Consider the following 22,801-nt stretch of genomic DNA (forward strand, 5'->3'; position numbering starts at 1 on the left):
ACCACTCAAGGAAAGAACAGGCAGTTACTGATGGAATTTGTTATAAAATAGATATTTAGCCGACAAAGGAAAAATATGCCAATAAGAATGAAAGTCAGTAACTGCAATGAATATAACAAATTTCTTCAAGAAAGGGGAAATGTTTTTCATTATATCAACGATGCCATTGAAAATTGGTACGAAAATAGTCCAAAAGTAGCAGGTGGCAACAATGTCTACAGCGACAAAGTAGTGATTCTAATTCACATAATAACCTATCTATTCAGGATTGGTCTTAGGCAAACAGTGGGATTTATAGAGAAATATCTTGAGCAAATAGGGAAAATTTTGCAAATTATCAGCTATTCGCAGGCTTCAAGAAGGTTTAAAAAGCTTAATATCAAAATCAACGACTGCAGAGTTGATAAGAACGATATGGAAGATATTGAAATTGCTATAGATAGTACAGGTATCAGCATCTACAATAATATTCCAGGCCATAGTAAGGCAAATGGTACAGATAGAAAGTATCGCCGCTATGAGCAAACAAGAAAGCTACATGTAATGCTAGAGATAGGTAGTAAAAAAGTTATAGCTGCAAAATACAGTAGTGGAGTTTATTCCGACCACTATGGAGCCTGTGATCTTATTGAAAGAGTGGATACCAAGTATAACATAAGCACGATATATGCAGATAGGGCATATAATCGAAAGAAGTTATACAAACTGTGCGATGAGCTTGACATAAAGACAAGGATTCCTCCGCAAAATAATGCAGTAGAGCATCCAAAGTTGGATTATATGAATGAGAGAAATTCTACAATCAAGCTCATAAAGTCATATGATGAAGATGGTATGAAGAGGTGGAAAAAAGAGATAAATTATTGGAAGAGATCTTATATAGAAAGTTTTTTCTCGCGACTGAAGCAAATATTTGGATTTAGTTTTAGGAATAAATCTGAGATTAATCGTGAGAAGGAACTGCTACTCAAGTGTTATTTGCTTAACAAATTTACTGAAATAGGCATGGCTAAGTTTGATATAGCTTCATGAATTTATTATACATTACCCACTATCCGAAGAGCTGTGCAACAAAGCCCACTGGAATCCAGATTTTTAGCTATGGTCAAGCCATAGGATGACAAATTAGACCCCAGACTATGCAAGAAATCTAAGGCGAATTATCTTTCATGGTCTGTCTTTGTTTGTTCTACTTTCGTGACAGGAGTTACCAATGGATTATCAATTTGCTTTAAACCTTCACTTGCGCTTTGGTCTTGATTTGAAAGGAGCTTATTTTGTTGTTGCCCTTCATCATTTGAAGTGCTTTTTTGAGTAGTTCCTTTTATATCCTCTACACTCTTTTTATCTTCACCAAAAAGTTTTTTGAATATTTTCTTCAGAAAACGTACCAAAAAGCCTTCTTCTTTTTGATTTTCTTTCGGTTGAGCTATATTTTTCTTTTCACTCAACTGAGATTTTTTATTATTAGATTTTTTTTCTGTAGCATTCCTATCCACTGAGACTTGTTTTAACGAAATTTTAGGCTTTTTATCGCTCGGTTTATCTTTTATAGGATCTTTGCTTACTGAAGGTTGTAACTTAGTTACTGTATCTGTTTGAACAGAAATCTTTTCTTGTTGAAAGTTTCTATCTTCTGAAACAGATCTTCCAGAAGTATTTATTTCGCTAACTGAGTCACGAATTTTGTCTGTTTGCACAGAAATCTTTTCTTGTTTATTTTGATCAGAAATTTTGCCTTCTAATGTAGTTTGAGATTTTTTATTACTTTCAAACTCTGCAACTTTTTTACTTGTAAAAACGTCTTTTCCTTCGAATTTTTGTTTAAATCCAGCAATCTTTTTAAAATCTTCAGCTATTTTTTTGGCTGCACGATCCATTCGACCTTCAAGATTATGAATCAATTTTTTAATAATCTTCACTTCATCTTTACGCCCTTTTTGAGCTTTAAGCTCCCGGTGCAATTCAACAATAATTTTTACTTTATCTTCCAATGAAGAATTTTCTGGAAAAACATCTTTAAGTTCCCGATTCAATTCGACGATCTTTTCAAAATCTTTAGCTACTTTTTTAGCTGCACGGTTCATTCGATCTCTAAGACTACGATTTAATTTTGCAATAGTCTTGATTTTATCTCCCAGTGAAGAATTATCTGCTGCAGAAATATCTTTTAACCTTTTCCCGGGATTTTCTTTGGTTACTTGCCTTTTGTAAGCTTTAAGTTCCTGGCGGAAATCATTGATAATCTTCACTTTATCTTCCAGCGACGTACCTTCTGGAAAAGCACCAGCAAAGACATCCTTGAATTTCTTCTCAATATCTTGTGTATCTTTAAGCTGTGTCATACCCAACTAAATAAAAGCTTATACTAAAATCAGTATATTAGTTAATTATGTAAAAATGGTTAAGACACAAGGAGCACCTCATTTATGCTTTTTTCATCAAAATATCATTTACTTATTAACTTAAAATACGTCACAATATAAAAATGAAAAATAGCCCGTTAGCAGTAGTATTCGATTGGGATAATACCTTAGTTGACACTCAAGATAATATTTCTAATGCTATTAAGCATACTTTAGATTTGATGGGATCTGGCAGTAAAGTTGTTGATAGAAATTCTCATGAATCAAGAAAGAGCTACATGGTCAATTTGTTTGGTGATCAGTGGAAAAAAGCGAACCAGATATATCAAAAATACCTAGATAGTGCACTGTTACAAAATATTACTCTGAACGAGGGAGTAGAGGGAATGCTCCAGACGCTGAAAAGCCACAATATTTACCTAGCGATAGTTAGCAATAAGAAAAATACTAATTTACGTCAAGAAGTTGCCTACTTTAAACTAGATTCTTACTTTGAAAGAATAGTTGGATCATGTGATACTGCAGAAGATAAACCATCTGCAACTCCACTGCTATTTGCACTAGAGGAGAGTACGCTACCTGTAAATAGAGAAAATGTGTTTTTTGTTGGTGACAGCATCACAGACATTCTATGTGCACAAAATGCAAATTGCTTACCTATTGTATACGGACAATCAATAAGAGGTTATGAAGATTTGTTATATTTTCAACATTTTAATAAACTTACAGAATTCATAGTAAAGTATTTGAAAGATAGGTGGTAATGACAGAGATCGCTAGTGTACACAGGCGCTTTTGCGCATATTTAATAGATGTAGCAATTTTATTAATTCCAACCTTACTAATTGTGTTGTCATTAGGGGATTTTCCATTAATTTTACACCTGTCATACATGTGTATAAATTGTGGCTACTTTACATATTTTATATCTTCAACAGCTCAAGCAACTCCTGGTCAACAGTTAATGAATATATATACTATCACTTTAGATAGTTCTAAAATAGGTTTGAGCTTAGCATTTGATCGCACTATCTCTCAGTTTTTTCTTCCTATGCTAAATAATTCAATTATCACCTTTATCAAACTTTTTCAAACATCAGTAAATGCTTTAAGTACACTAGAAGTGATTATAGTGATGCTTACCTTCAGTTGGTATTTAGTTGCTTGCTTCTCTCAGAGGAAACAGGCATTTCATGATGTGCTATTTGATACGATTGTTGTGAGAAAAATAAATTGATGTGACCTTGATTGTTATGTAGATTACATTGGTATATTAGCTAAAGAAAGGTTATGAATAAAGAAATAGTAGAACATTTAAATAAATTACTTACAAATGAGCTGACTTCTGTACGCCAGTATCTTTTGCATTTTGCGATTCTTAAAGATAGCGGAATTAATAAACTTGCAGAAAAGATGAAAAACGAGCTTAATGAAGAACTTGAGCATGCAAATAGGCTAGCAGAAAGAATTTTACTGCTTAAGGGCATGCCAAATTTTCAAGATACAAATAAAATCTCAAAGTATGAAGGAAAGTTCACAAAAGATACAATGCAGAAAATCTTAGAAGATAATTCTAACTTAGAAGAAGAAGGTATTAAGGGCATCAAAGAGGCAATTTCCGTTGCTGAAAAAGAAAAGGATTTCGTGAGTGTAATGTTATTAGAAGGACTACTGAAAAATGAGGAAGAGCACTTACATTGGATCAAAGAACAGATTGACCTTATTGAGCTTATGGGTATTGAAAATTACTTGAGAACACAAATATAGAGTGTTAAGAAAAACAGTATTTATTTTCATTATACCTTTTTTACTTCTTTTTTCACTCGGGTTATGGCAGTTATTTAGATTGAGCTGGAAGAATAATATTATCAAAAATATGGATCTTCCAGTTATTCATCTACTGCCTAGTGATAATCTTTCAAAGTTTAACTACAGAAACGTTAAAATCGACGGAATTTTAAGTGATATAGAACTATATGTTTTCGCAGGTCAACGTGGCTATCATGTGCTGTCTCCTATGTTGCTTATCAATGGACATTACATGTTAATAAATAAAGGAATAGTCAGAGAAAAAAAAGAAGAAAAAGCAAAAATTGAAAAAGTAGCTGCTGATGGCGTTTTGTATTGTGATGGTAGCAAAAATTGGTTTATCAAAAATGATATTGCTTCAAATACATGGTTTACCTTAAGTACAGAAGAAATCTCCAATGATCTAGGTATTAAGCTAGAGAAATGTATATTGTGGCAAGATAATTTTGGTGGCAAATTGACTATACAGCCAATAAAGCATCTTGAATACGCAATTACTTGGTTTGCACTTTCCTTGATTTGGCTCATTATGTGCGTATTTTACTATAGGCAAAATATATATAAGTCGTAGAGATACAGTGTGGAAAAAGAAAAGCTACAAATAGAAAAAATGCAACAAAGTGGAAGAAAATACTTATTACAAGGGTTAGTGATATGTCAGTGTTGCAAATCCGTTTATTATGGAATGAGTAATGCTAAGGGAGGAAGAAGTTACTATCGTTGTCCTGGAAAACGTTTTGGTGAATGTAACAGCAAATCAATACGCGCGGATATACTAGAAGAGGTAGTATGGGAAGAAGTTAAGATGGTAAGAGAGCACATAACGAAGGAAAAGTGTGATTTATCAGAGGCAGATTGGGAGACTAAACTTAATATAATTAGAAAATTAGTTCAACGCATTGAAATTGATGATGATAATGTACATATAGTGTTTCGATTAAAAGAACTCGCTCTCGAAAGACAAAAAGAAGATATTCAACCTTGTACCAGAATTATAAAGAATGTAGTGCTATCAAATGCAATAGGAATGCATAAAGTTAGCAATGCCCTGGCTGCAATATCAGTTGCAGTGAAACTTGGAATTAGTGATGAAGAGATTAAAAAAGGTCTTTTGGAATTTAAAGGAGTAGCAAGGAGATTTTCTTTAATTGCCGATATTAAAGGTGTTAAGTTAATTGAGGACTATGCTCATCATCCAAATGAAATACAAGCAACCCTGGCAGCAGCACGTTTGACCACTAAAGGAAAGGTAACAGGAATTATCGAGCCGCTTCGTTTTGCTCGTATTCGTAATTTTTTTGATGAGTTCGTACGAATTTTCATGATGTTTGATTATGTAATTCTCACTCCTGTCCATCCTCCAGAAGATAGGCCTATTTCTGGCTGTGGAATTGATGATATACAAAAAGCCTTGATCAGTAATGGGTTTAATGATGTGAAGATTATGAATGATGCTTTACTCATTTCACATTTTATTAGTAATTCGACAAGTTCAGGAGATGTAGTATTATTTATTGGTGCTGGTAGTAATATAGCTAAACTAGCGAAAGAAACTGCAAAGCTGCTGCTAGTAAAATAAACTTAAGCATTGGTGATTTATATGATAAAATTGTGTAGTAAAACTGGATCCCAGTGTCTAGGCAAACAACTGTACAGACATTGCGATATGGGGATAGCTTCCATTAAGAATGGTGTCATCCCAGTGCCCAGACACTGGGATCCAGAAGACTTAACTTTAAATAAGTGGCTGTATAATAAAAACTGGATTCCAGTGTCAAGCACTGGAATGACACCATCTGCTACTCAAATTATCTGTTTATCTGTAGGTTACAATGTTCGTACACTGAAATGTTACAGCGCTGGGGTGACATTTCCCGAACGTGAACACAATTGTGAATCTAGTGGAGGTTTAGCATGATGAAAAAGACGATCAGCAGTGTATTTGCAAGAGAAATTTTAGATAGCAGGGGTTACCCAACAATTGAGGTAGAAATAGAACTATGTGATGGAGCAACAGGTAGAGCGGCTGTCCCTTCTGGGGCTTCGACCGGTAAACTAGAAGCATTGGAGCTGAGAGATCAAGATGAAAAAAGGTATTGTGGTAAAGGAGTGCTGAAAGCTGTTCAATCTGTGAGTGAAGTGATAGCAAATAAAATCATTGGCATGGATGCAGCAAACCAGAGTGCAATTGATAAAGTTTTAATTGAACTAGATGGAACAAAAAATAAATCTAAACTTGGAGCAAATGCAACTTTGGGTGTGTCTCTTGCTGTTGCAAAAGCAGCAGCAAACAGTTTCAAAACACCGTTATATAAATATTTGGGCGTAGGGGAGAAGCAGATGCCAGTTCCGCTAATTAACGTCATTAATGGTGGAGTACATGCGGATAATAAACTCGATTTTCAAGAATTTATGATTCTTCCTGTTGGTGCTGAAACTTTCAGTGAAGCAATAAGAATATCTGCAGAGGTATTTCATAACTTGCGCAGCATTCTTAAGAAAAAAGGTTATAGTACAAACGTAGGAGATGAAGGTGGTTTTGCACCAAACATTGGAAGCACTGAAGAAGCTCTTAATTTGATAATTCAGGCTGTTGAATCTGCCGGTTATTCGATGAAAAATCACTTTGCACTGGGTCTTGATGTTGCTGCATCTACTTTTTATGAAGATGGAGTTTATAAATTTGAAAACAGAGAACTCACTTCAGAGGAATTGGTTCAGTATTATTTTGACCTTGTAGGCAAATATCCAATAATTTCTATAGAAGATGCAATGAATGAAGACGACTATGAAGGTTGGAAATTACTTACTGTAAAACTTGGGAATAAAGTTCAATTGGTTGGAGATGATTTATTTGTTACAAATTGTAAACTAATAAGTAAAGGAATAGAGGAGAAAATGGCAAATGCTGTACTAATCAAGCCAAATCAGATAGGAACACTTACGGAAACTTTTGCTGCTATTGAAATGGCAAAATTAAATGGCTACAGGGCTATTATTTCGCATCGCTCAGGTGAAACAGAAGATACAACGATATCCCACATAGCGGTTGCATCGAATTGTGGACAAATCAAGACTGGCTCGCTGTCGCGTTCTGATAGGCTTGCAAAGTATAATGAATTAATGAGAATAGAAAGTTCATTAGGAGAAAATGCTAAATATTATTGTGGGTTAGCATGGACTTCATAGACGAAGTTAAATTATATTTAAAAGCAGGTGATGGTGGCGATGGCTGCGCAAGTTTTCGTCGAGAAAAATTCGTTGAATTTGGTGGCCCAAACGGTGGTAATGGGGGCAAGGGAGGAGACATAATTTTCATCAGTGATGCAAATCTCAACACTTTGCTTAATTTTCGTTGTCGAAGACATATTAAAGCAAGTAGTGGAAAAAGTGGTACGAGTAGAGATAGATCTGGCACGGCAGGAAAAGATATTATACTTAAAGTTCCAGTTGGTACACAAATAATCGATGAAGAAAGTGAGGAAGTGATAGTAGATCTTGATAAACCCGACATGGAATTTCAAGTAGTACAAGGTGGAAAAGGTGGACTTGGAAATACTAACTTTAAATCTTCCACCAATAGGGCACCAAGGCATTTTACTCATGGTCAGCCTGGTGAGGAAAGAAACATAGTATTGAAGCTAAAAGTTTTATCTGATGTTGGCATTATTGGTATGCCAAATGTAGGTAAATCTAAATTTTTAACCCGCTGCTCGAATTCTGATACGAAAGTAGGCGATTATGAATTTACTACTATAAGACCACATTTAGGTGTAGCAAAAGTGGATTATAGCGAAATTGTAATAGCAGATATTCCTGGAATAATCTCTGATGCTCATCTTGGAGTTGGGCTCGGACACAAATTTTTAAAGCACATAGAAAGGTGCAAAATTTTACTGCATTTAATTGATGTAACTCACGATGACATTATTTCAGCTTATAATTGTACGCATAATGAACTGAAGCTTTACAATAGCGATCTTGTTGAAAAAGAGGAAATTGTAGTGTTAAATAAATGTGACTTATTGGAAGAAACAGAAATTCTTGAGAAGAAGAATCATTTAGCCAATTATCTTGATAGAGAAGTACTGTGCTTATCAATCGACGATGATTTACAGCCCATCTTAAGATTATTAAATGAAAAAGTGAAAATTAAGGAAATTAATGTATATGATCCTTTTAAGATGTGAATTTTTTATTTGACAATCAAAGTCTGGATTCCAGTGGGTAATTTTCCACATTTGTCTGCATTTTTTGTTCCACAACTTATCTTTTTTTCGGCTTGTGCCATTTCTCACACTGTCTCTTGCTTTCTTGAACTCAGAAATTCAATAGCTACAAAAGCATTTGAGTAGTTTTTTGTTAAGAATTAGGCATAGAATCCCCCATATTTATTAATAAAGAACAGAAAAAATGTAACGCACATGCGACAGAGATTAAGCATATGTGTGCACCCATTTGCGCTGAAGAAGATACGCTACATTCTTTACTTAGTTTGATTATTTGATAGAAAAGTCTGCAGACGAAGATAGATTTTGAGCTCTAAAAATACCTCTACTTTGATTATACTAAGATTAGATAAATAGGCGAAGTAATTTTTATATTAGTTTTTTAGTTGCCAATCAATTTGGAGTTCAATAACTTGACATTTATTCAATACTACTGTATAATAAACATGTGTATTTTTTATACACTATGGCAATAAAATTACCTTGTAATAGGTGTATTGGACCCGAGGGCAGTACTCGGCGCCTCCACCATATTTTTGATACGGGGGCGAATAAGGATCGACATGCATAGTAAAGATGGTACCTTTGCTCGGTTAGATACCACCGCTAAGAGTTCATAATTTAGATGCAAACGATAACTTTGCTGCCGAAGACAATGTTGCATTAGCTGCTTAATTTAGGCACTATAACTTCATTGCTATAAGCACGGTTTAGGGAACGCCGGGTAACAGAAGTTCCCCCAAACATGTAAGGGTTATATGGATAAAACAGATTATCAGAAGTCGCTTAGTTATGCTAAATTTCAAGTTATCAAAAAGGCTTTGAATACTATATTAGATAATGTTTTTACTCCTCACTTAGAAATAGTATTTTTTACGCGCTTTAATGGTGTTGTCATACCAGACTACTTGAAAGAATCATACCCTACTCAAATGCTTATTATATTACAGCATCAATTTTTTGGTCTAAAAGTTCTTGAAGATAAGTTTAGCGTCAGTTTGAGCTTTCGTGGAAAACAAGAACAAGTCACTGTACCGTTTTTTGCTATTAGTGAGTTTCATGATAAAATTTCAGGAGATATTTTAGTATTTAGCGTTGATTCTGATAAAGAATACGAAAGTGAAAAATGTGCTGAAAAATCATCAAATGGTAGTATTATATCTATAGATCAACTTTACGATAAGTAGTTGCTTAATTTTATAAATAAAAAATATTGTATCTGTTCAGGATATCGACAAGACCATAGAGTAAAAGTGAGTTTATAACAAATGGTATCATTTGAGTAGCTGACATTAGCTTTCACATAAAAAACGTTATAAAGCGCTTTCATGTTTACCAACTTAGTGCCAATCTGGATCCCAGTGTCTGGGCACTGGGATGACAACAAAGGGGCTACTTGAACAGAGGCTATTTAGGTAACAAGAGGTGACAAGAAAAGAAGCGCTGGTTTCATACGTACCTGAACACTTATCCTGCATGTAATAAACATGATCAAAAAGCTATTCATACAGTACACATCTCTCCGTTAATTTATCAATAAGTTTTTTATCCACGTGGAATCAAAGGGTATAATATCTTATAGCTTATTGTTTACACCTATTTCAGCATAAAAATTATTGTGGGGCTTGATTTTATACATATCACTACACATAATAGGTTTTAGTGTAAATTAGTAATATGCATCCAATCATATACTTACTTAACCTGTTACTTGATCTTTACAGCTTCGTTCTAATATGCTCAATTGCTCTCGATTTGTTGATTAAATTGAATGTAGTTAACATGTATAATGAGATTGTAAGCAGCATAATGCAAACTTTAAACAGACTCACTTATCCTCCACTAAAGGTTATCAGAAGGTATATACAACCATTCAATGGATTAGATTTATCCGTGATGATATTGATAATAGCAATTCACTTTGTAAAATATACAATTACTTATTACTTTAAGTAGATGTTAAAAAAACAGCTAAAATCAGCGATATACTTGTCACTATTAATGTATATATATATATCGGTTTTTAGCTATAATTATAAAGATCCATCCTTAAATACAGCTACAAATCAGGAAGTAACAAATTTGGGCGGAGTAGTAGGTTCATATTTAGCTGATATATTGGTTCAATTTCTTGGACTCGCTAGTATTACAATAGCTACAACCATAGTTTACTTTTTAATTTTCAGAGCATCATTGCTGAAAATTATCTACCTAACGTTAATCAATGTAGCAATATATGCTATATTGTCGCAACTTTCGCTTGGCATTACTGCTAGATACATGCACGGTGGAATAGTCGGTAATGCTCTAATTGACCACTGCCCGTTTTACATATTCACAGTAGTAGCATCAATAGGTATTGTAGGATTGATTGGTTGGAAGAGAACGGTTTATTCTTTGCTTTTCCTATGTAAAAAAATATTTTCCCTTTTTACAAAGGTTCTGTTTTTCAGGTTACGTAAAACTACTGATTATTCAATAGCACCATTAGTAGTAGAGGAAAAATATATAACCACTAAACAACAACCGAAAGAAAGAAAGAAAAAAGCTGCCGAAGAAATTGTTAAACCACCTTCTAGCGAGTTTGAGTTTCCAAGCATTCACTTACTTTCCAAAGCAGAAGAATCTTTGCAGAGAAAACAGTTGAATGCATTAGAGAGCAATAAGAATTTATCTCTGCTCGAACAGGTTCTGAGTGATTTTGGCGTGCAAGGAAAAATTATAAGTGTATGTTATGGACCGGTTGTGACTTTATACAAACTTGAACCACAAGCAGGTACAAAATCTGCAAGAGTGATTGGTCTTGCAGATGATATTGCACGTTCAATGAGTGCACTTTCTGCACGTATTTCAATAATTCGTGGACAAAATGCCATGGGAATAGAATTGCCAAACAAGGAGCGAGAGATTGTAATGCTGCGTGATTTACTTGAATCGCCAGAATACCAAAATGCAAACTTAAATCTTCCAATTGCGCTTGGCAAGGAAATAAGCGGAAAACCAGTTATTGCAGATCTGACTAAAATGCCCCACTTGCTTGTTGCCGGAACTACAGGGTCAGGTAAGTCGGTTGCAATTAACACGATGATTCTGTCGCTTGTTTATCGACTAAGTCCTGATGAATGCAAGATGATAATGATCGACCCCAAAATGCTCGAGCTTTCAATATATGATGCAATACCGCATCTAATAACGCCAGTGGTAACAGAGCCAAAAAAAGCTGTTATTGCTCTTAAGTGGATAGTGAAAGAGATGGAAAATCGCTATCGCATGATGTCATATTTAAATGTGCGCAATGTAATAAACTATAATCAAAAAATTACAGAAGCGATGAATAGCGGAATAGAGTTGGAGCGCGTTGTACAGATTGGCTTTAACTCAACAACGGGTAAACCTTTATTTGAAAAAATACCACTTAAAATGGAGACATTTCCGTATATTGTGGTGATCGTAGATGAAATGGCAGATTTAATGCTTGTTGCTGGCAAAGATATAGAATGCTCTATTCAACGTTTAGCTCAGATGGCTCGTGCTGCAGGAATACACATCATAATGGCAACACAACGCCCATCTGTAGATGTGATAACAGGTGTGATAAAAGCAAACTTTCCAACGAGAATTAGTTTTGCTGTTACTTCTAAGATAGATAGCCGTACAATACTTGGTGAACAAGGGGCCGAACAGTTACTCGGTATGGGTGATATGCTTTATATGGCCTCTGGTGGTAAGATTATTCGAGTGCACGGTCCATTTGTAAGTGATGATGAGGTGCAAAATATAGTTGATCATCTGAAAACGCAAGGTGAGCCAAACTACATGGAGGAAATCACTCAAGAAGATGAAAATTCTTTCGCGGAATCAGAAGGTGAAACAGAAGATGAAGAGAACGATCTATACAAGCAAGCAGTGGCCATCATTCAGAGAGATCAAAAGGTTTCAACTAGTTACATTCAAAGGCAACTTAGAATAGGCTATAACAGAGCTGCAAATATTGTTGAAAGAATGGAGAAAGAAGGTATTGTCAGTGCTCCGAGTTACTCAGGAAAGAGAGAGATATTGGTAGAATAACCCTTAACTTAAACCAAAGAAAGTTATTTTAAGATCAATAGATCTCTTGCATAACTGGAATTCAAAAGTTCCAGCGCATGACCAGATATTTCTTATTGGATCCCAGTTGTATAGTGTTTAATACTAAATTAACTACTAAAAACGTACAATAGTAATATATTAATTAGCTAGGGGGTTAAAAATGGGTATAACCAAATTTGTATTCGGTTTTGATAAATCGGATGTAACAGCATTGCAGGAAAGTCAAAATATTGATGCTAAAAAGTTTCAAGAAGTATTTAGCGCATTAAAAGAATGGCAAGAAGCTCAAAAGATAGATGCTAAACAGTTTGAAGAGGTATTTAGTGCATTAAAAGAGTGGCAAGAAGCTCAAAAGATAGATGTTGAGCAGTTTGAAAAAGTTTTTGGTGCATTAGAAGACAAGATTGGTACTGAGCAGTTTCAAGCTATGCAAGAGCACTTAAGCGGCTTGCAAGAAAAATTTACAGGCTTAGAAGAAAAAGTAGAAACATTTGCAGACATGGTAGGGGGACAAGAACAAGCAATACTAACTTGTGCCATAGTCAGTGCTGTTGCTGCAATAGCTGTAACTAGTTTTGTTGCATTCTGTATCTATCAGGGAGTTAAGCTTGATAAAGAGAAGAAAAACGACTTGTCTCAAGATATGCCAAGCGGAAAGTTTAATAATGTGAATGATACCGAAAAACTGAAGAATAACTTACAGCAAGGAAGAGTGTAATGCTCTTCTTGAAAGGGTGTTACGTAAAATTTGTAACACCTTAAATTTCCTTTAGATTATGTAGGTTTTGGTAGTAAATTTTTTAGAAAGATGTTTGTATTATAAAGTTGGTAGAGATTCTGATTTACTTGAAGTTTGTTAATTGGTATCTTTTAAAGCACAATATTCACTATAGTATGCTTAAGATCTTTTCTAAAGTTTTATTTATATTAATACTTTTGGTTTCTAGTTTCTTTACTGTACATAATGTTGAAGCGAAGTCTAAGGTAAAGTTCAGTAAGAGGTACATACCTCCTGGTAACCCTGGTGGTGCAAACTTTCATGCAGACGAGGATTTTGCTGAGTCATATAAACTGTATGAGAAGCGTAGGGAGCTCCTCAAGAAAAAAAAGTTACAAGATCTAGCTATGAATAAAGAAGATCTAATCAAAAAATTAAAAGAAAAAAAAATTGCTAGCCTTGATAACGAGCCAAACAACGTGGGAGCTTGCATAGTTGAAGATGGGGAGGATGCTATGATCAATCAGCATGGTATTAATCTTGCACGTTTAAAGGGTGCTGTATTTATAGATCAAGAGCCAGTTTCTCAGTATGAAAGTAAGCAGCATAAAAAAAGTGAACAACAAAAAGGGAAAAAAGTTACTTCAACACGAGAAAAAAAAGTTTCCCCTATAAATGTTACTATAAAAGAAACTCCATCAAGAAGAACGTGCTCTCATGATTCTATTACTGATCTAAATAGAACACCACAGCATAGTTTAAATGGTTCAAGTTCATTTGGCAGTGTAGTTGACACAGTAAAATAGTGTCACGATTAATAATATGCTAGATAGAGACCTGACATTGAGTGATGATGCATATGAGTCATCGCCGGTTTCCAGGCATAAAACTCATACTGTAAAAGTTGGACAAGTGAAGATAGGTGGAAATAATCCTATAGTTGTTCAATCCATGGCACTTGGTGCACATATAGATTCTGACAACATAAAAAGCAGTGCTCAGAAATATGCAAAAGAAGTAATAGAACTAGCGCATGCAGGTTCAGAATTGGTGCGAATTGCTTTGAACTCAGAGGAAGTAGCAAAAGCAATACCTTATATAGTAGAGGAAATAAATAAAGAAGGCTTTGATGGTAAGATATTAGTAGGCTGTGGACAATATGAGCTCTACAGGCTGATTCAGGATTATCCAGACAACATTAAAATTCTGGGTAAAATTAGGATAAATCCAGGTAATATAGGCTTTGGTGATAAACGTGATGAAAAATTCGAAAAAATTATAGAGTATGCAATAACGCATGATCTTCCTGTCAGAATTGGAGTAAATTGGGGTAGTCTTGATAAGTACCTTTCACAAAAATTAATGGATGAAAACTCCTTATCTAGTAATCCAAAAACTTCTGATGTTATATTACGTAAGACGCTTGTAATGTCTGCTCTTGGTAGTGCAAAAAAAGCTGAAAAGATTGGCCTTAATGCAGAGAAAATAATCATTTCATGTAAAGTCAGTAGAGTGCAAGATTTAATTTTAGTTTATACGGCACTTGCACAATCTTCCAATTATGCGCTGCATTTGGGTTTAACCGAAGCTGGTATGGGTAACAAAGGCGTAGTAAATACCACAGCAGGGCTTACTTATTTATTGCAAAATGGTATTGGAGACACTATCCGGGCTTCTTTAACTCAGCGCCCTGGTGAATCACGCACTAATGAGGTGGTAGTATGTCAGGAAATACTGCAGTCTATAGGTTTGCGCTACTTTAACCCTCAGGTGAGTTCATGTCCTGGTTGTGGACGCACAAGTAGCGATCGTTTTCGTATATTAACTGAGGAAGTAAATGGCTACATAAAAACTCATATGCCGGTATGGAAGAAAAAGAATCCTGGTGTAGAGTATATGAACGTTGCTGTTATGGGATGCATAGTAAATGGTCCTGGAGAGAGCAAACATGCAAATCTGGGGATCAGCCTGCCTGGGTATGGAGAAAAACCTGTTTCAGCAGTCTACAAAGACGGCAAATATTTCAAAACTTTACAAGGTGATAATATTTTTGAAGAATTTAAGGAAATTATTAGTGATTATGTGGAGAAGCATTACACATAAGCCTTTCACAAGTTTGTACTTAGACTACATTCTGTAAATTAAATGCAAAAATGGTATCTATTGAGTGGATGTCAAATTAGACAATAAAGAACGCCAATTTAAAAACTAGATAGTATCTGACAGGGTTCCTTTTGCCTTTTTTCTATTTGAGAAATTTTTTAATATTGAGATTGACTCTAAGTAGTATAGAGATGTTATTCCAGTATCAAGGACTGAAGTTTCCTGATCTACAATATTTGTACAGTTATGAAATAGACGTAATTTGACATAAAAAGCTTTACTTTTTGAAATTTTGGGTTACGTTTAATTTAACATATTTCAGTGGGGAATTTATTGTAGGTAGAAAGGAAGCTTTAAAAATATTAGGTTTTCAATCAAGCGATGCGCCCAGTGAACAAGAAATTAAATCAGCGTATAGAAAATTAGCCTTGAAATATCATCCTGATAAACATTCAGGTAAAAATGAGGTTGTGAAGAAACAAAATGAAGAAAAATTTAAGCAGCTAGGTTCTGCATATGAATTTCTTACTAAGGAAAGCATAGAAGAGGTTACAAATCTAACTGACGAAAATTTAAATGAAATTAATTCGCCTGGAGATTTGAGGTTTTACTTAAGTAGGGCTCTATATAATCAGGATATAAAGTTTCTTGAAAAGCTTTTTTCCAAATTCAAAAGCAGTAAAGATGGAAGATTTGGTGATTACATCAATGAAAAACTTATTTATATTTACTTTCCATTATCTATTGCTTTAATGCAAGCTAAAGATTCAAGAAATTATAGTATTTTGAAACTTCTTTTAGAAAATGGTGCTGATCCTAATATAAAGCTATTACATAATGAAGCTTCGTTATACTATTGTAGGGTTATCGATGACAGCAGAATTGTAGAGTTATTGTTACAATATGGTGCTGATCCTAATATGTTAGATAAAAATGGTAAAAATCCGTTGTTTAAAGCGTTTTTGTGTGATGATGATCATACTATGGAAATACTTTTGAAATATGGTGCTAATCCTAATATGTTAGATAAAAATGGTCGAGTTCCATTATATCAAGCAATCAATTGTGACAACGATAAACGCGAAAAATATGTAGAGTTGCTTCTAAAGTATGGTGCTGATCCTAATCAGAAGGTTAATGGCTCCAGAGTTATAGAGTGTGCTCCATATTTCACTAATAATGGTGTAATGAATTTGATTAAAACGCTTACTCTGCCATACGGTAACAATGATAAAGTTAAAAGGTTGATGGCTGAGTACGGTGGAGTTGATAGACGTTATCTACGTGATCAAACGATACTGACTTGTTGTTGCTTAATAGTCGCTTCTGCTACTTTTTTTAGTATAGCTTCTCCTGTGCGCTATGTACCGACAGCAATATTTGCACTTGCTGCATGTTTTTTTATTAAAAATGCTGTACATGCTGCATTTTTTGCAAAAGAACCTTCTACTGAGTTTACCGAAGCTAGAGCTTGTCCAGAGATTAGTAAAAGAGGCTATAATATCTAAAGTTTTAGTACTGGGTAAAGACGAGAAAAAAGCACCCAGCAGACCTAAGTCAAAGGGAATGGACAAGAATAGAAAGCTATTCCAGAGTATCATACAGGAAAGTAAGAAAAAAATATACTATAGTTAAAAAAATGTGATGGGATACCAAGGAGAAAATTTAAAAATCATATAAAGGAAGAATATGGTATGGATATTGAGATTGTCAAAAGGCCTTCATGTAGGTTCTAAGTCAACAAAGACACACCGCCTTAGCTACTACCAATGAGGGGTTTAAAGTACAGCCAAGAAGGTGGGTTGTAGAAAGGACTTTTGCTTTAGGAATAGAAGACTATCGAAAGAATAAGATTTACTCACTGAAAATTTCATATATCTGGCTATGAGTAGAGTTATGTTAAGGAGAGAAATATGCTTGAATTCGCGAACAAGTTCTAATCATTAATGTTATACACGTTCTTTTCTTTTTCTATTCTCTCTTGTTCTTCAATACAATACATAGCAAGCGGATTAGCTTTAAGTCTTTCGACTCCTATTTCTTCTCCCGTTCCATCGCAGTAACCATAAATGCCTAATTTTATTTTTTCCAACGCCTCCTTAATTTTTTCTTTTCTATCTTTTCGGCGCTTAATTAATTCTCCATTTTCACTATCAGAATAAATACTACTATCTTCTAGATCTTGTTTCTCCAGTTCAGAGAGTATTGATTGTAACTTTAAGCTAAAGTATTCCAGTTGTTTTACGTTCATATATTCTTCATTTTCTGAAGGAACGTAATCTTCCGGTAACTTTATTTTTATTAATTTTTCCATAGCATTATCAATAAAATATATTAAAACTTATATAACTTGTAAACACAAAAAATTATACTACCCTCAAAGTAAACACTATAATTTATAATAAACATTTAAAATCCTGGTATGATTAGTTTGGTAAAAAAATTAGTAATAAATGATAATAATCTTACTTATATAGTATGTATTTTTATTATAATGTTAAGTTTATCTTCATATACACTTGAAAACAACAGTAAACAAGAAGTCATATTAACATTAACATGGATATGTGCTACATTTGTTTTGCAGATCTCTACAAATAATTTATTTACATCTGATTATCATGATGGAATATTAGAGCAAATCTTTTTACAGCCACTCTCTTCTAGGCTGATAGTTGCTTATAAAATCTTCGCTCACTGGTTGTTATTTGGGTTACCGATTTCAGTGATTTCTTTCATGTTCAGCTTTGCAATTCTAGGCAATAATATTGAACATTCAATAGCAGTTGGAGTGTCTTTATTATTTAATACGCTGATAATCATTAATATTTCAGCTACTGGAAATGCATTGATGATTGGTCGAAATAACTTAGCATCAGGAGTGTCGCAAATTCTTGTTTTGCCAATGATAATGCCAACTTTTGTATATTTCAAATTGCTAACTCAATTTGAAAATTTATCCTTGAATATTTATACACTACTAATCACCATCTTAGTTTTTGTCATTTTAATTGTTAACAGCACTATAACTACTCACATAGCATTAAAATTTGCTGTGGAGCAGGATTGAAAAAACTTACTAGTTATAGCCCTTCTCATAATAGTCCAAAAAGAGTAAGATATGGATTGATAGTAGTGGAAGGTAAGGATGCCAGTAGCAAATAGTGATGACTTAAGAAAAAAGGTAATGGAAGCATTGGATGAAGGAGAGAGTGGAGAAACTGTTGCCAAGAGATTTAAGATCGGAAAAACAACTTTATATGAGTGGAAGAAAAGACGTGAGAAAACGGGAGATTTTCAATCAAAAAAGCTTGGAAGCGTGGCATAAAATTACCGACTGGAATGCATTTGCCGAATTTGCAAATGAGCAAGGTGGCAAAACTCAGTCAGAGATGCTGGGGCAATATTAGTAGACAAACAATTCATCGAGCACTTAAAAATATAGGATTCACAAGAAAAAAAAGACCTACGGATATAAAGAAAGAAATGAAGAAAAGCGAGCTCAATTTTCAAAGGTTATAGCAACAAAAGAACCTAAAGAATTAGTGTATATAGATGAGTCTGGCATTGATAACACTGAACCTATGGGTATTGCCAGAAAGGACAGCGGTTTTATGCCCTAAAATCTGGAAAGAAAACTCAACGAATTAGCATGGTTGCAGCCTTAAGTGGAAGAAAAATAATTGCTCCGTTAACCTTTAAAGGCCACTGCAATATGGATATCTTTAATAAATGGTTTGAGCAGTTTCTGACACCGATTTTGGAACCTGGACAAACTGTTATCCTTGATAATGCTACTTTTCATAAGTCTAATAAGATTTGCTAAAGGAGTTGGTGCAGAAATTTTATATCTTCCTCCATATTCTCCAGATTTCAACAAAATTGAGCATTATTGGTTTGCTATAAAAAACAGAACCAGAAAAAACATTCCTTTATTCAAATCTTTTCGTCATGCTGTCGATTCTTCTTTCTTATGACCTTTTTGGACTATTATGGGAAGGGCTATATTTACTTGTATCTGCTTAGTTAAGGGTGTTAACTTAAGTAGAGATGGAGACATTAGACTTCTTGCATGAATTACAGCGTGTGAAACCATTATTGGATTTCAGACTGGCTGGTTATGCAAGAAATCTAATATCTATCGAAGAGTCAGAAACTTTTATAACTTACCTTTAATCAACCTAACCCATGCGTGCCAATCTCTCTCACCAAGATTGCTTTCGAAAGACAGAAGATCCTTTACGGCTTTTGAGCAAATTTCTTCACTTGGAATTGACAACTCCCTATTCATTGCTAGCATCAGGCATTGAGTTTTACAAGCTTGTTCTAAGTGATACGTATAAAACATTGCTTCTTGTATAGTCTGACCACATGTTATAGATCCATGATTGCGCATTAACATCACAAAATTTTCTTTCAAATCAGCTATTAATCTTTTTCCTTCTGTATCATCAAGTGCCAGGGAATTATAATCATGGTAAGATACCTTATTATAAAAGTGCAGCGCCCACTGACTTATTGGGAGTAATCCATCCTTGAGAGAAGAAACTGCTACAATAGAAGGTGTATGTAGATGAAAAATTGCTTGAATATCTTTCCTTGCTTGATAAATGAAGCCATGGATTACATAGCCAGTTTTATTATATTGATATTCTTTGCCTTCAATTATATTCCCATCAAACGATACTTTCATCAATGAACTTTCATCTACTTCATAAAAACGTATACCAAACGGATAAACATAAAATGACTTTTTATCTTCAGAACGTACAGAGAGATGAGTATACGTATGATCATCTAATTTAAGATAAGATAAAATTTGATAGGCGTTAACTAGGTCTCTTTTCAACTCACTATTTGTTAATAACATAGCTCTTGACTAAAATTTTCTAAAGATTTATACGTAAAAAAAAGTTTATTACAAACTAAAAGGTGAACCTACGTTAAAATACTAAGCACTTTTACTTGCCTTAGGTGATTAGAGTTTACATTTCTAGATTACATAGTATTTTAACTATAAAAGCGACTTTTTATGTAATGTTTCATATGTTTTAAAGCCTTGTTTTTATGTTATTATAATTGTAGGTTTTAATATTAAAAATAATATGATAAACGTTGAGATAAAAAAACAGCTAACAAAATTTTTCATATATATCACTGGTCTTCCAGGAAGTGGTAAACTTTCTACAGCAATAGTATTATCTAGTATGATAAATGCAGTAATTGTAAGTGGACTTGAATATAATCAAACTTCCAAAGAAGCTCGAGATAGAATATATAACACTACACATGTTATGTTTCAGGCAATAGAAGCCTATCCTATTGACTCAAAAAATTATATATTTGTTGATGAATTAATTAAAAATAATGATTACAACATAAGAATATATAACTCAGTAGTAGAACTTAGTAAAAAAATGAGCACAAAAATCCTCCCTATAGTACTTAGGTGGTCAGGTAAGGAAGCAGTATTACTACTACCCCCTCCCTTAGAAACGCAGCATGCAGGTTTCCCCACACTACGCTTGAGCCCCTTATCTAAGTTCTTCTTTTCTAGAACCGGCTTGTCCTTCATGATTCCTCAGGAAACATCATTCTTAATGGTGACACCAACAGTAGAGAACCTTCTCTTGAAAAGGAGCTTGCTAACATTCTTGTTCGTTTCACTCTCTCATCAAAATACTTTTTCCATTTTAAGTCAAGGGGATTTGCATCCGCTCTGATTTTAACATGTCGTCTGATAGGTATATCAATCAGCTTAAGCAGTCTTAAATATCGTATCTCTTTTGGTTTGTTCTTGCATATGGGTGCAGCAAAAACCCATTGGCGTTGACCCATTACTTTGAAGTAACGATTCTTTATCCAACGTAATCCTTTACGAGGATGTCTTTTCTTTGCCCATTTCCATAAACTATGCCAAATTTCATTGTCGATCTTTCTAAACGCTTTTTTAGCACACACATGGTGATAGTAATTTCCCCATCCTCTCAGTAGAGAGTTGAGTGACTTAATTACTATAGCCTGAGTGTTCGCTATATTTGCTTTTATCAATGTACGTGCTTTATTAAGAAGTCTTTTAATACTTTCTTTCGAAGGTTTAATAATTAACTTCTTATTATATCTACGTACATTACAACCAAGAAAGTCAAACCCTGTTGTAATAGATGTAATCTTTGTCTTCTCTTCTGACAGAATTAAACCTCGCTCATGAAGAAAAGATGATACTAAAGGCTTAACTTCCTTTTCCAGTACTTCATGTGTGAAACCTGAAATAATAAAGTCGTCTGCGTACCTGATTACATTCACTCCACTTCTGATTTTTCCTCTTCTTTTGCTACCTAATTTACCAAAGCGACTTTCTAATAACTGTTCAAGACCATCTAAGGTAAAGTTAGCTAGTATTGGAGAAATTATACTTCCTTGCGGAGTGCCAGCAGTTGTGGGATACAGAGTTTTCGATTCTAGGAAACCAGCTTTTAACCATCTATGAAGAATTTTCTTTTCCATAGGAATATGCTTCATAAGCCATTCATGGTTAATGTTGTCAAAGCACCCTTTGATATCACCTTCTAGTATCCATTGTGGTCGATTGCGTCTTGCCAGTAATAAGTGACAAGCAGCAATAGCATCCGCGCAGGATCTTTTAGGTCTAAAGCCATAGGAGTGACGATCACTGATCGTTTCAGCTATCGGTTCCAGAGCAAACAGATATAATGCTTGCATCGCTCTATCTTTTATCGTGGGTATACCGAGAGGCCTTCTTTTGCCATTAGATTTACTGATATAAATTCGTTTGAGCGGAGAAGGTTTATATCCTCTTTGTTTTAACAGCTTTATTCCTTGAAATTTAGCATTGCAAGTTGACCATAGTTGACGATCTACACCTGCTGTGGTTTTTCCTTGGTTTTCAGTTACTCTCTTAACAGCCAAAGCTTTTCCGCTAAAAGAGCGTGTGAGAAGATGTTGTAAAGCTTTTACCTTACCCCATCTTCCTTCTTGGACAGCCTTAACAATACGTCTTTGTAGCCTCACAATAACTTTCTGGCATTTCTTCCATGGCAATTGCTTCCATGCTTCAAAGCTTTCGGTAGATGCACTTACAGGTTTACTTGTAATCATCTGCTTTCCTACCTTAAGTGGTTAACAAAGTTTCTTGTCACGAGGGACCAAATGGAAGTCTGCTCGTTTTCACGCGAATTAATGTTACAAATTCTATCCATTTCGTTACAAAATGGCATTCGCTTTCTCCATTCTCCTTTACCTGCACTTCCATCAGCATTCCTTGCGGTTTGCTTGCCATGTAGGCGAAAATACAGGCTTACCCTGTTTCTCCAGTCATACAACAGTGGGTTAGGTGGCTTCTCTATACCGGTGGAGTTATTATTTGCGTACATCTAGAAATGAAAAATGTAACTTATCCACATTACCTTTTGGTCAGAGCTTATCAGCATCTTTAGCTCTTTCATCGTATCGGTACTTATAAAGCT

21 protein-coding genes, 1 other RNA gene and 4 pseudogenes are annotated in these 22,801 nt (G+C 34.4%); 21 read left to right on the top strand and 5 right to left on the bottom strand.

The window, feature by feature from the left end; genetic code table 11:
- The first annotated feature begins 75 nt into the window (after positions 1-75).
- On the top strand, positions 76-1,032 hold the full coding sequence (locus tag AAHF52_RS06810; RefSeq protein WP_213863789.1) for an IS5 family transposase: 957 nt from the start codon (positions 76-78) through the stop codon (positions 1,030-1,032).
- Between the two features lie 128 nt (positions 1,033-1,160).
- Here the strand turns inward: AAHF52_RS06810 and AAHF52_RS06815 are convergent, their stop codons facing one another.
- Positions 1,161-2,345 carry a hypothetical protein gene (locus AAHF52_RS06815; protein WP_019236380.1) on the bottom strand — a complete coding sequence of 395 codons (1,185 nt, stop codon included), beginning with the start codon at positions 2,343-2,345 and terminating at the stop codon, positions 1,161-1,163.
- A gap of 143 nt (positions 2,346-2,488) precedes the next feature.
- Here AAHF52_RS06815 and AAHF52_RS06820 point away from each other — a divergent pair, with 143 nt between their 5' ends.
- The 17 genes and pseudogenes from AAHF52_RS06820 to AAHF52_RS06900 form a co-directional block, all read left to right on the top strand.
- Entirely contained in the window at positions 2,489-3,130 is a 642-nt protein-coding gene (locus AAHF52_RS06820; protein ID WP_007302658.1) for an HAD family hydrolase, read from the top strand.
- A complete protein-coding gene (locus tag AAHF52_RS06825; RefSeq protein WP_007302659.1) occupies positions 3,130-3,603 on the top strand; it encodes an RDD family protein in 474 nt (157 codons plus the stop codon). Before AAHF52_RS06820 ends, AAHF52_RS06825 begins: the two co-directional genes overlap by 1 nt.
- Positions 3,604-3,656: 53 nt before the next feature.
- Positions 3,657-4,133, top strand: a complete 477-nt coding sequence (gene bfr, locus AAHF52_RS06830; protein WP_007302660.1) for a bacterioferritin — start codon at positions 3,657-3,659, stop codon at positions 4,131-4,133.
- 1 nt (position 4,134) lies between these two features.
- Positions 4,135-4,746, top strand: coding sequence for an SURF1 family protein (locus AAHF52_RS06835; RefSeq protein WP_052264983.1), 612 nt, complete (start codon positions 4,135-4,137; stop codon positions 4,744-4,746).
- Between the two features lie 9 nt (positions 4,747-4,755).
- Positions 4,756-5,754 (top strand): recombinase zinc beta ribbon domain-containing protein, encoded by a 999-nt coding sequence (locus AAHF52_RS06840; RefSeq protein WP_264376774.1) that lies wholly within the window; start codon positions 4,756-4,758, stop codon positions 5,752-5,754.
- Between the two features lie 87 nt (positions 5,755-5,841).
- Positions 5,842-6,093 (top strand): WPE palindromic element domain-containing protein, encoded by a 252-nt coding sequence (locus AAHF52_RS06845; RefSeq protein ID WP_264376775.1) that lies wholly within the window; start codon positions 5,842-5,844, stop codon positions 6,091-6,093.
- The gene (gene eno / locus AAHF52_RS06850) at positions 6,090-7,364 is read left to right on the top strand and encodes a phosphopyruvate hydratase (RefSeq protein ID WP_264376776.1); all 1,275 of its coding nucleotides are present in this window, start codon (positions 6,090-6,092) and stop codon (positions 7,362-7,364) included. The genes AAHF52_RS06845 and eno overlap by 4 nt, the downstream gene beginning before the upstream one ends.
- On the top strand, positions 7,352-8,365 hold the full coding sequence (cgtA, locus tag AAHF52_RS06855; RefSeq protein ID WP_264376777.1) for an Obg family GTPase CgtA: 1,014 nt from the start codon (positions 7,352-7,354) through the stop codon (positions 8,363-8,365). Before eno ends, cgtA begins: the two co-directional genes overlap by 13 nt.
- A 448-nt stretch (positions 8,366-8,813) precedes the next feature.
- Positions 8,814-9,148, top strand: a transfer-messenger RNA (tmRNA) gene (ssrA, locus tag AAHF52_RS06860).
- A 14-nt stretch (positions 9,149-9,162) separates the two neighbouring features.
- Positions 9,163-9,591 carry a ClpXP protease specificity-enhancing factor SspB gene (locus AAHF52_RS06865; RefSeq protein WP_213863728.1) on the top strand — a complete coding sequence of 143 codons (429 nt, stop codon included), beginning with the start codon at positions 9,163-9,165 and terminating at the stop codon, positions 9,589-9,591.
- Between the two features lie 490 nt (positions 9,592-10,081).
- Positions 10,082-10,360 (top strand): YggT family protein, encoded by a 279-nt coding sequence (locus AAHF52_RS06870; protein ID WP_012481756.1) that lies wholly within the window; start codon positions 10,082-10,084, stop codon positions 10,358-10,360.
- Entirely contained in the window at positions 10,361-12,472 is a 2,112-nt protein-coding gene (locus AAHF52_RS06875) for a DNA translocase FtsK (RefSeq protein WP_012481755.1), read from the top strand.
- Positions 12,473-12,653: 181 nt separating this feature from the next.
- Positions 12,654-13,211: a hypothetical protein gene (locus AAHF52_RS06880; protein ID WP_007302667.1), complete on the top strand. Its 558-nt coding sequence runs from the start codon at positions 12,654-12,656 to the stop codon at positions 13,209-13,211.
- A 176-nt stretch (positions 13,212-13,387) separates the two neighbouring features.
- Entirely contained in the window at positions 13,388-14,017 is a 630-nt protein-coding gene (locus tag AAHF52_RS06885) for a TRP75-related protein (RefSeq protein WP_012481754.1), read from the top strand.
- Positions 14,018-14,033: 16 nt separating this feature from the next.
- Positions 14,034-15,314, top strand: a complete 1,281-nt coding sequence (ispG, locus tag AAHF52_RS06890; protein WP_063631130.1) for a flavodoxin-dependent (E)-4-hydroxy-3-methylbut-2-enyl-diphosphate synthase — start codon at positions 14,034-14,036, stop codon at positions 15,312-15,314.
- A 332-nt stretch (positions 15,315-15,646) separates the two neighbouring features.
- Positions 15,647-16,822 carry an ankyrin repeat domain-containing protein gene (locus AAHF52_RS07225; RefSeq protein WP_405054865.1) on the top strand — a complete coding sequence of 392 codons (1,176 nt, stop codon included), beginning with the start codon at positions 15,647-15,649 and terminating at the stop codon, positions 16,820-16,822.
- A gap of 104 nt (positions 16,823-16,926) precedes the next feature.
- Positions 16,927-17,261: pseudogene (locus AAHF52_RS06900) on the top strand (IS5 family transposase); the annotation flags it as partial.
- Here AAHF52_RS06900 and AAHF52_RS06905 read toward each other — a convergent pair.
- Positions 17,251-17,628, bottom strand: a complete 378-nt coding sequence (locus AAHF52_RS06905; RefSeq protein ID WP_007302671.1) for a TraR/DksA family transcriptional regulator — start codon at positions 17,626-17,628, stop codon at positions 17,251-17,253. The pseudogene AAHF52_RS06900 and the gene AAHF52_RS06905 overlap by 11 nt on opposite strands.
- Before the next feature lie 108 nt (positions 17,629-17,736).
- Between AAHF52_RS06905 and AAHF52_RS06910 the strand changes: the two genes are divergently transcribed.
- Both AAHF52_RS06910 and AAHF52_RS06915 read left to right on the top strand, forming a co-directional pair.
- The gene (locus AAHF52_RS06910; protein ID WP_007302672.1) at positions 17,737-18,384 is read left to right on the top strand and encodes a heme exporter protein CcmB; all 648 of its coding nucleotides are present in this window, start codon (positions 17,737-17,739) and stop codon (positions 18,382-18,384) included.
- 78 nt (positions 18,385-18,462) lie between these two features.
- Positions 18,463-19,291 (top strand): annotated as a pseudogene (locus tag AAHF52_RS06915) (IS630 family transposase).
- A 182-nt stretch (positions 19,292-19,473) separates the two neighbouring features.
- Here AAHF52_RS06915 and AAHF52_RS06920 read toward each other — a convergent pair.
- Positions 19,474-20,184, bottom strand: a complete 711-nt coding sequence (locus tag AAHF52_RS06920) for a class II aldolase/adducin family protein (RefSeq protein WP_007302673.1) — start codon at positions 20,182-20,184, stop codon at positions 19,474-19,476.
- 235 nt (positions 20,185-20,419) lie between these two features.
- Here AAHF52_RS06920 and AAHF52_RS06925 point away from each other — a divergent pair.
- Positions 20,420-20,764, top strand: a pseudogene (locus tag AAHF52_RS06925) (hypothetical protein); the annotation flags it as partial.
- Here the strand turns inward: AAHF52_RS06925 and AAHF52_RS06930 are convergent.
- Together AAHF52_RS06930 and ltrA are read right to left on the bottom strand one after the other, a co-directional pair.
- A pseudogene (locus tag AAHF52_RS06930) lies at positions 20,758-20,889 on the bottom strand (transposase); the annotation flags it as partial. The pseudogenes AAHF52_RS06925 and AAHF52_RS06930 sit on opposite strands and share 7 nt — an antisense overlap.
- Positions 20,886-22,433, bottom strand: coding sequence for a group II intron reverse transcriptase/maturase (gene ltrA / locus AAHF52_RS06935; RefSeq protein WP_019236826.1), 1,548 nt, complete (start codon positions 22,431-22,433; stop codon positions 20,886-20,888). The gene ltrA and the pseudogene AAHF52_RS06930, both read right to left, overlap by 4 nt.
- Positions 22,434-22,801: the final 368 nt, after the last annotated feature.

The sequence above is a fragment of the Wolbachia endosymbiont (group B) of Melanargia galathea genome, from assembly GCF_964030625.1.
Classification (GTDB): domain Bacteria; phylum Pseudomonadota; class Alphaproteobacteria; order Rickettsiales; family Anaplasmataceae; genus Wolbachia.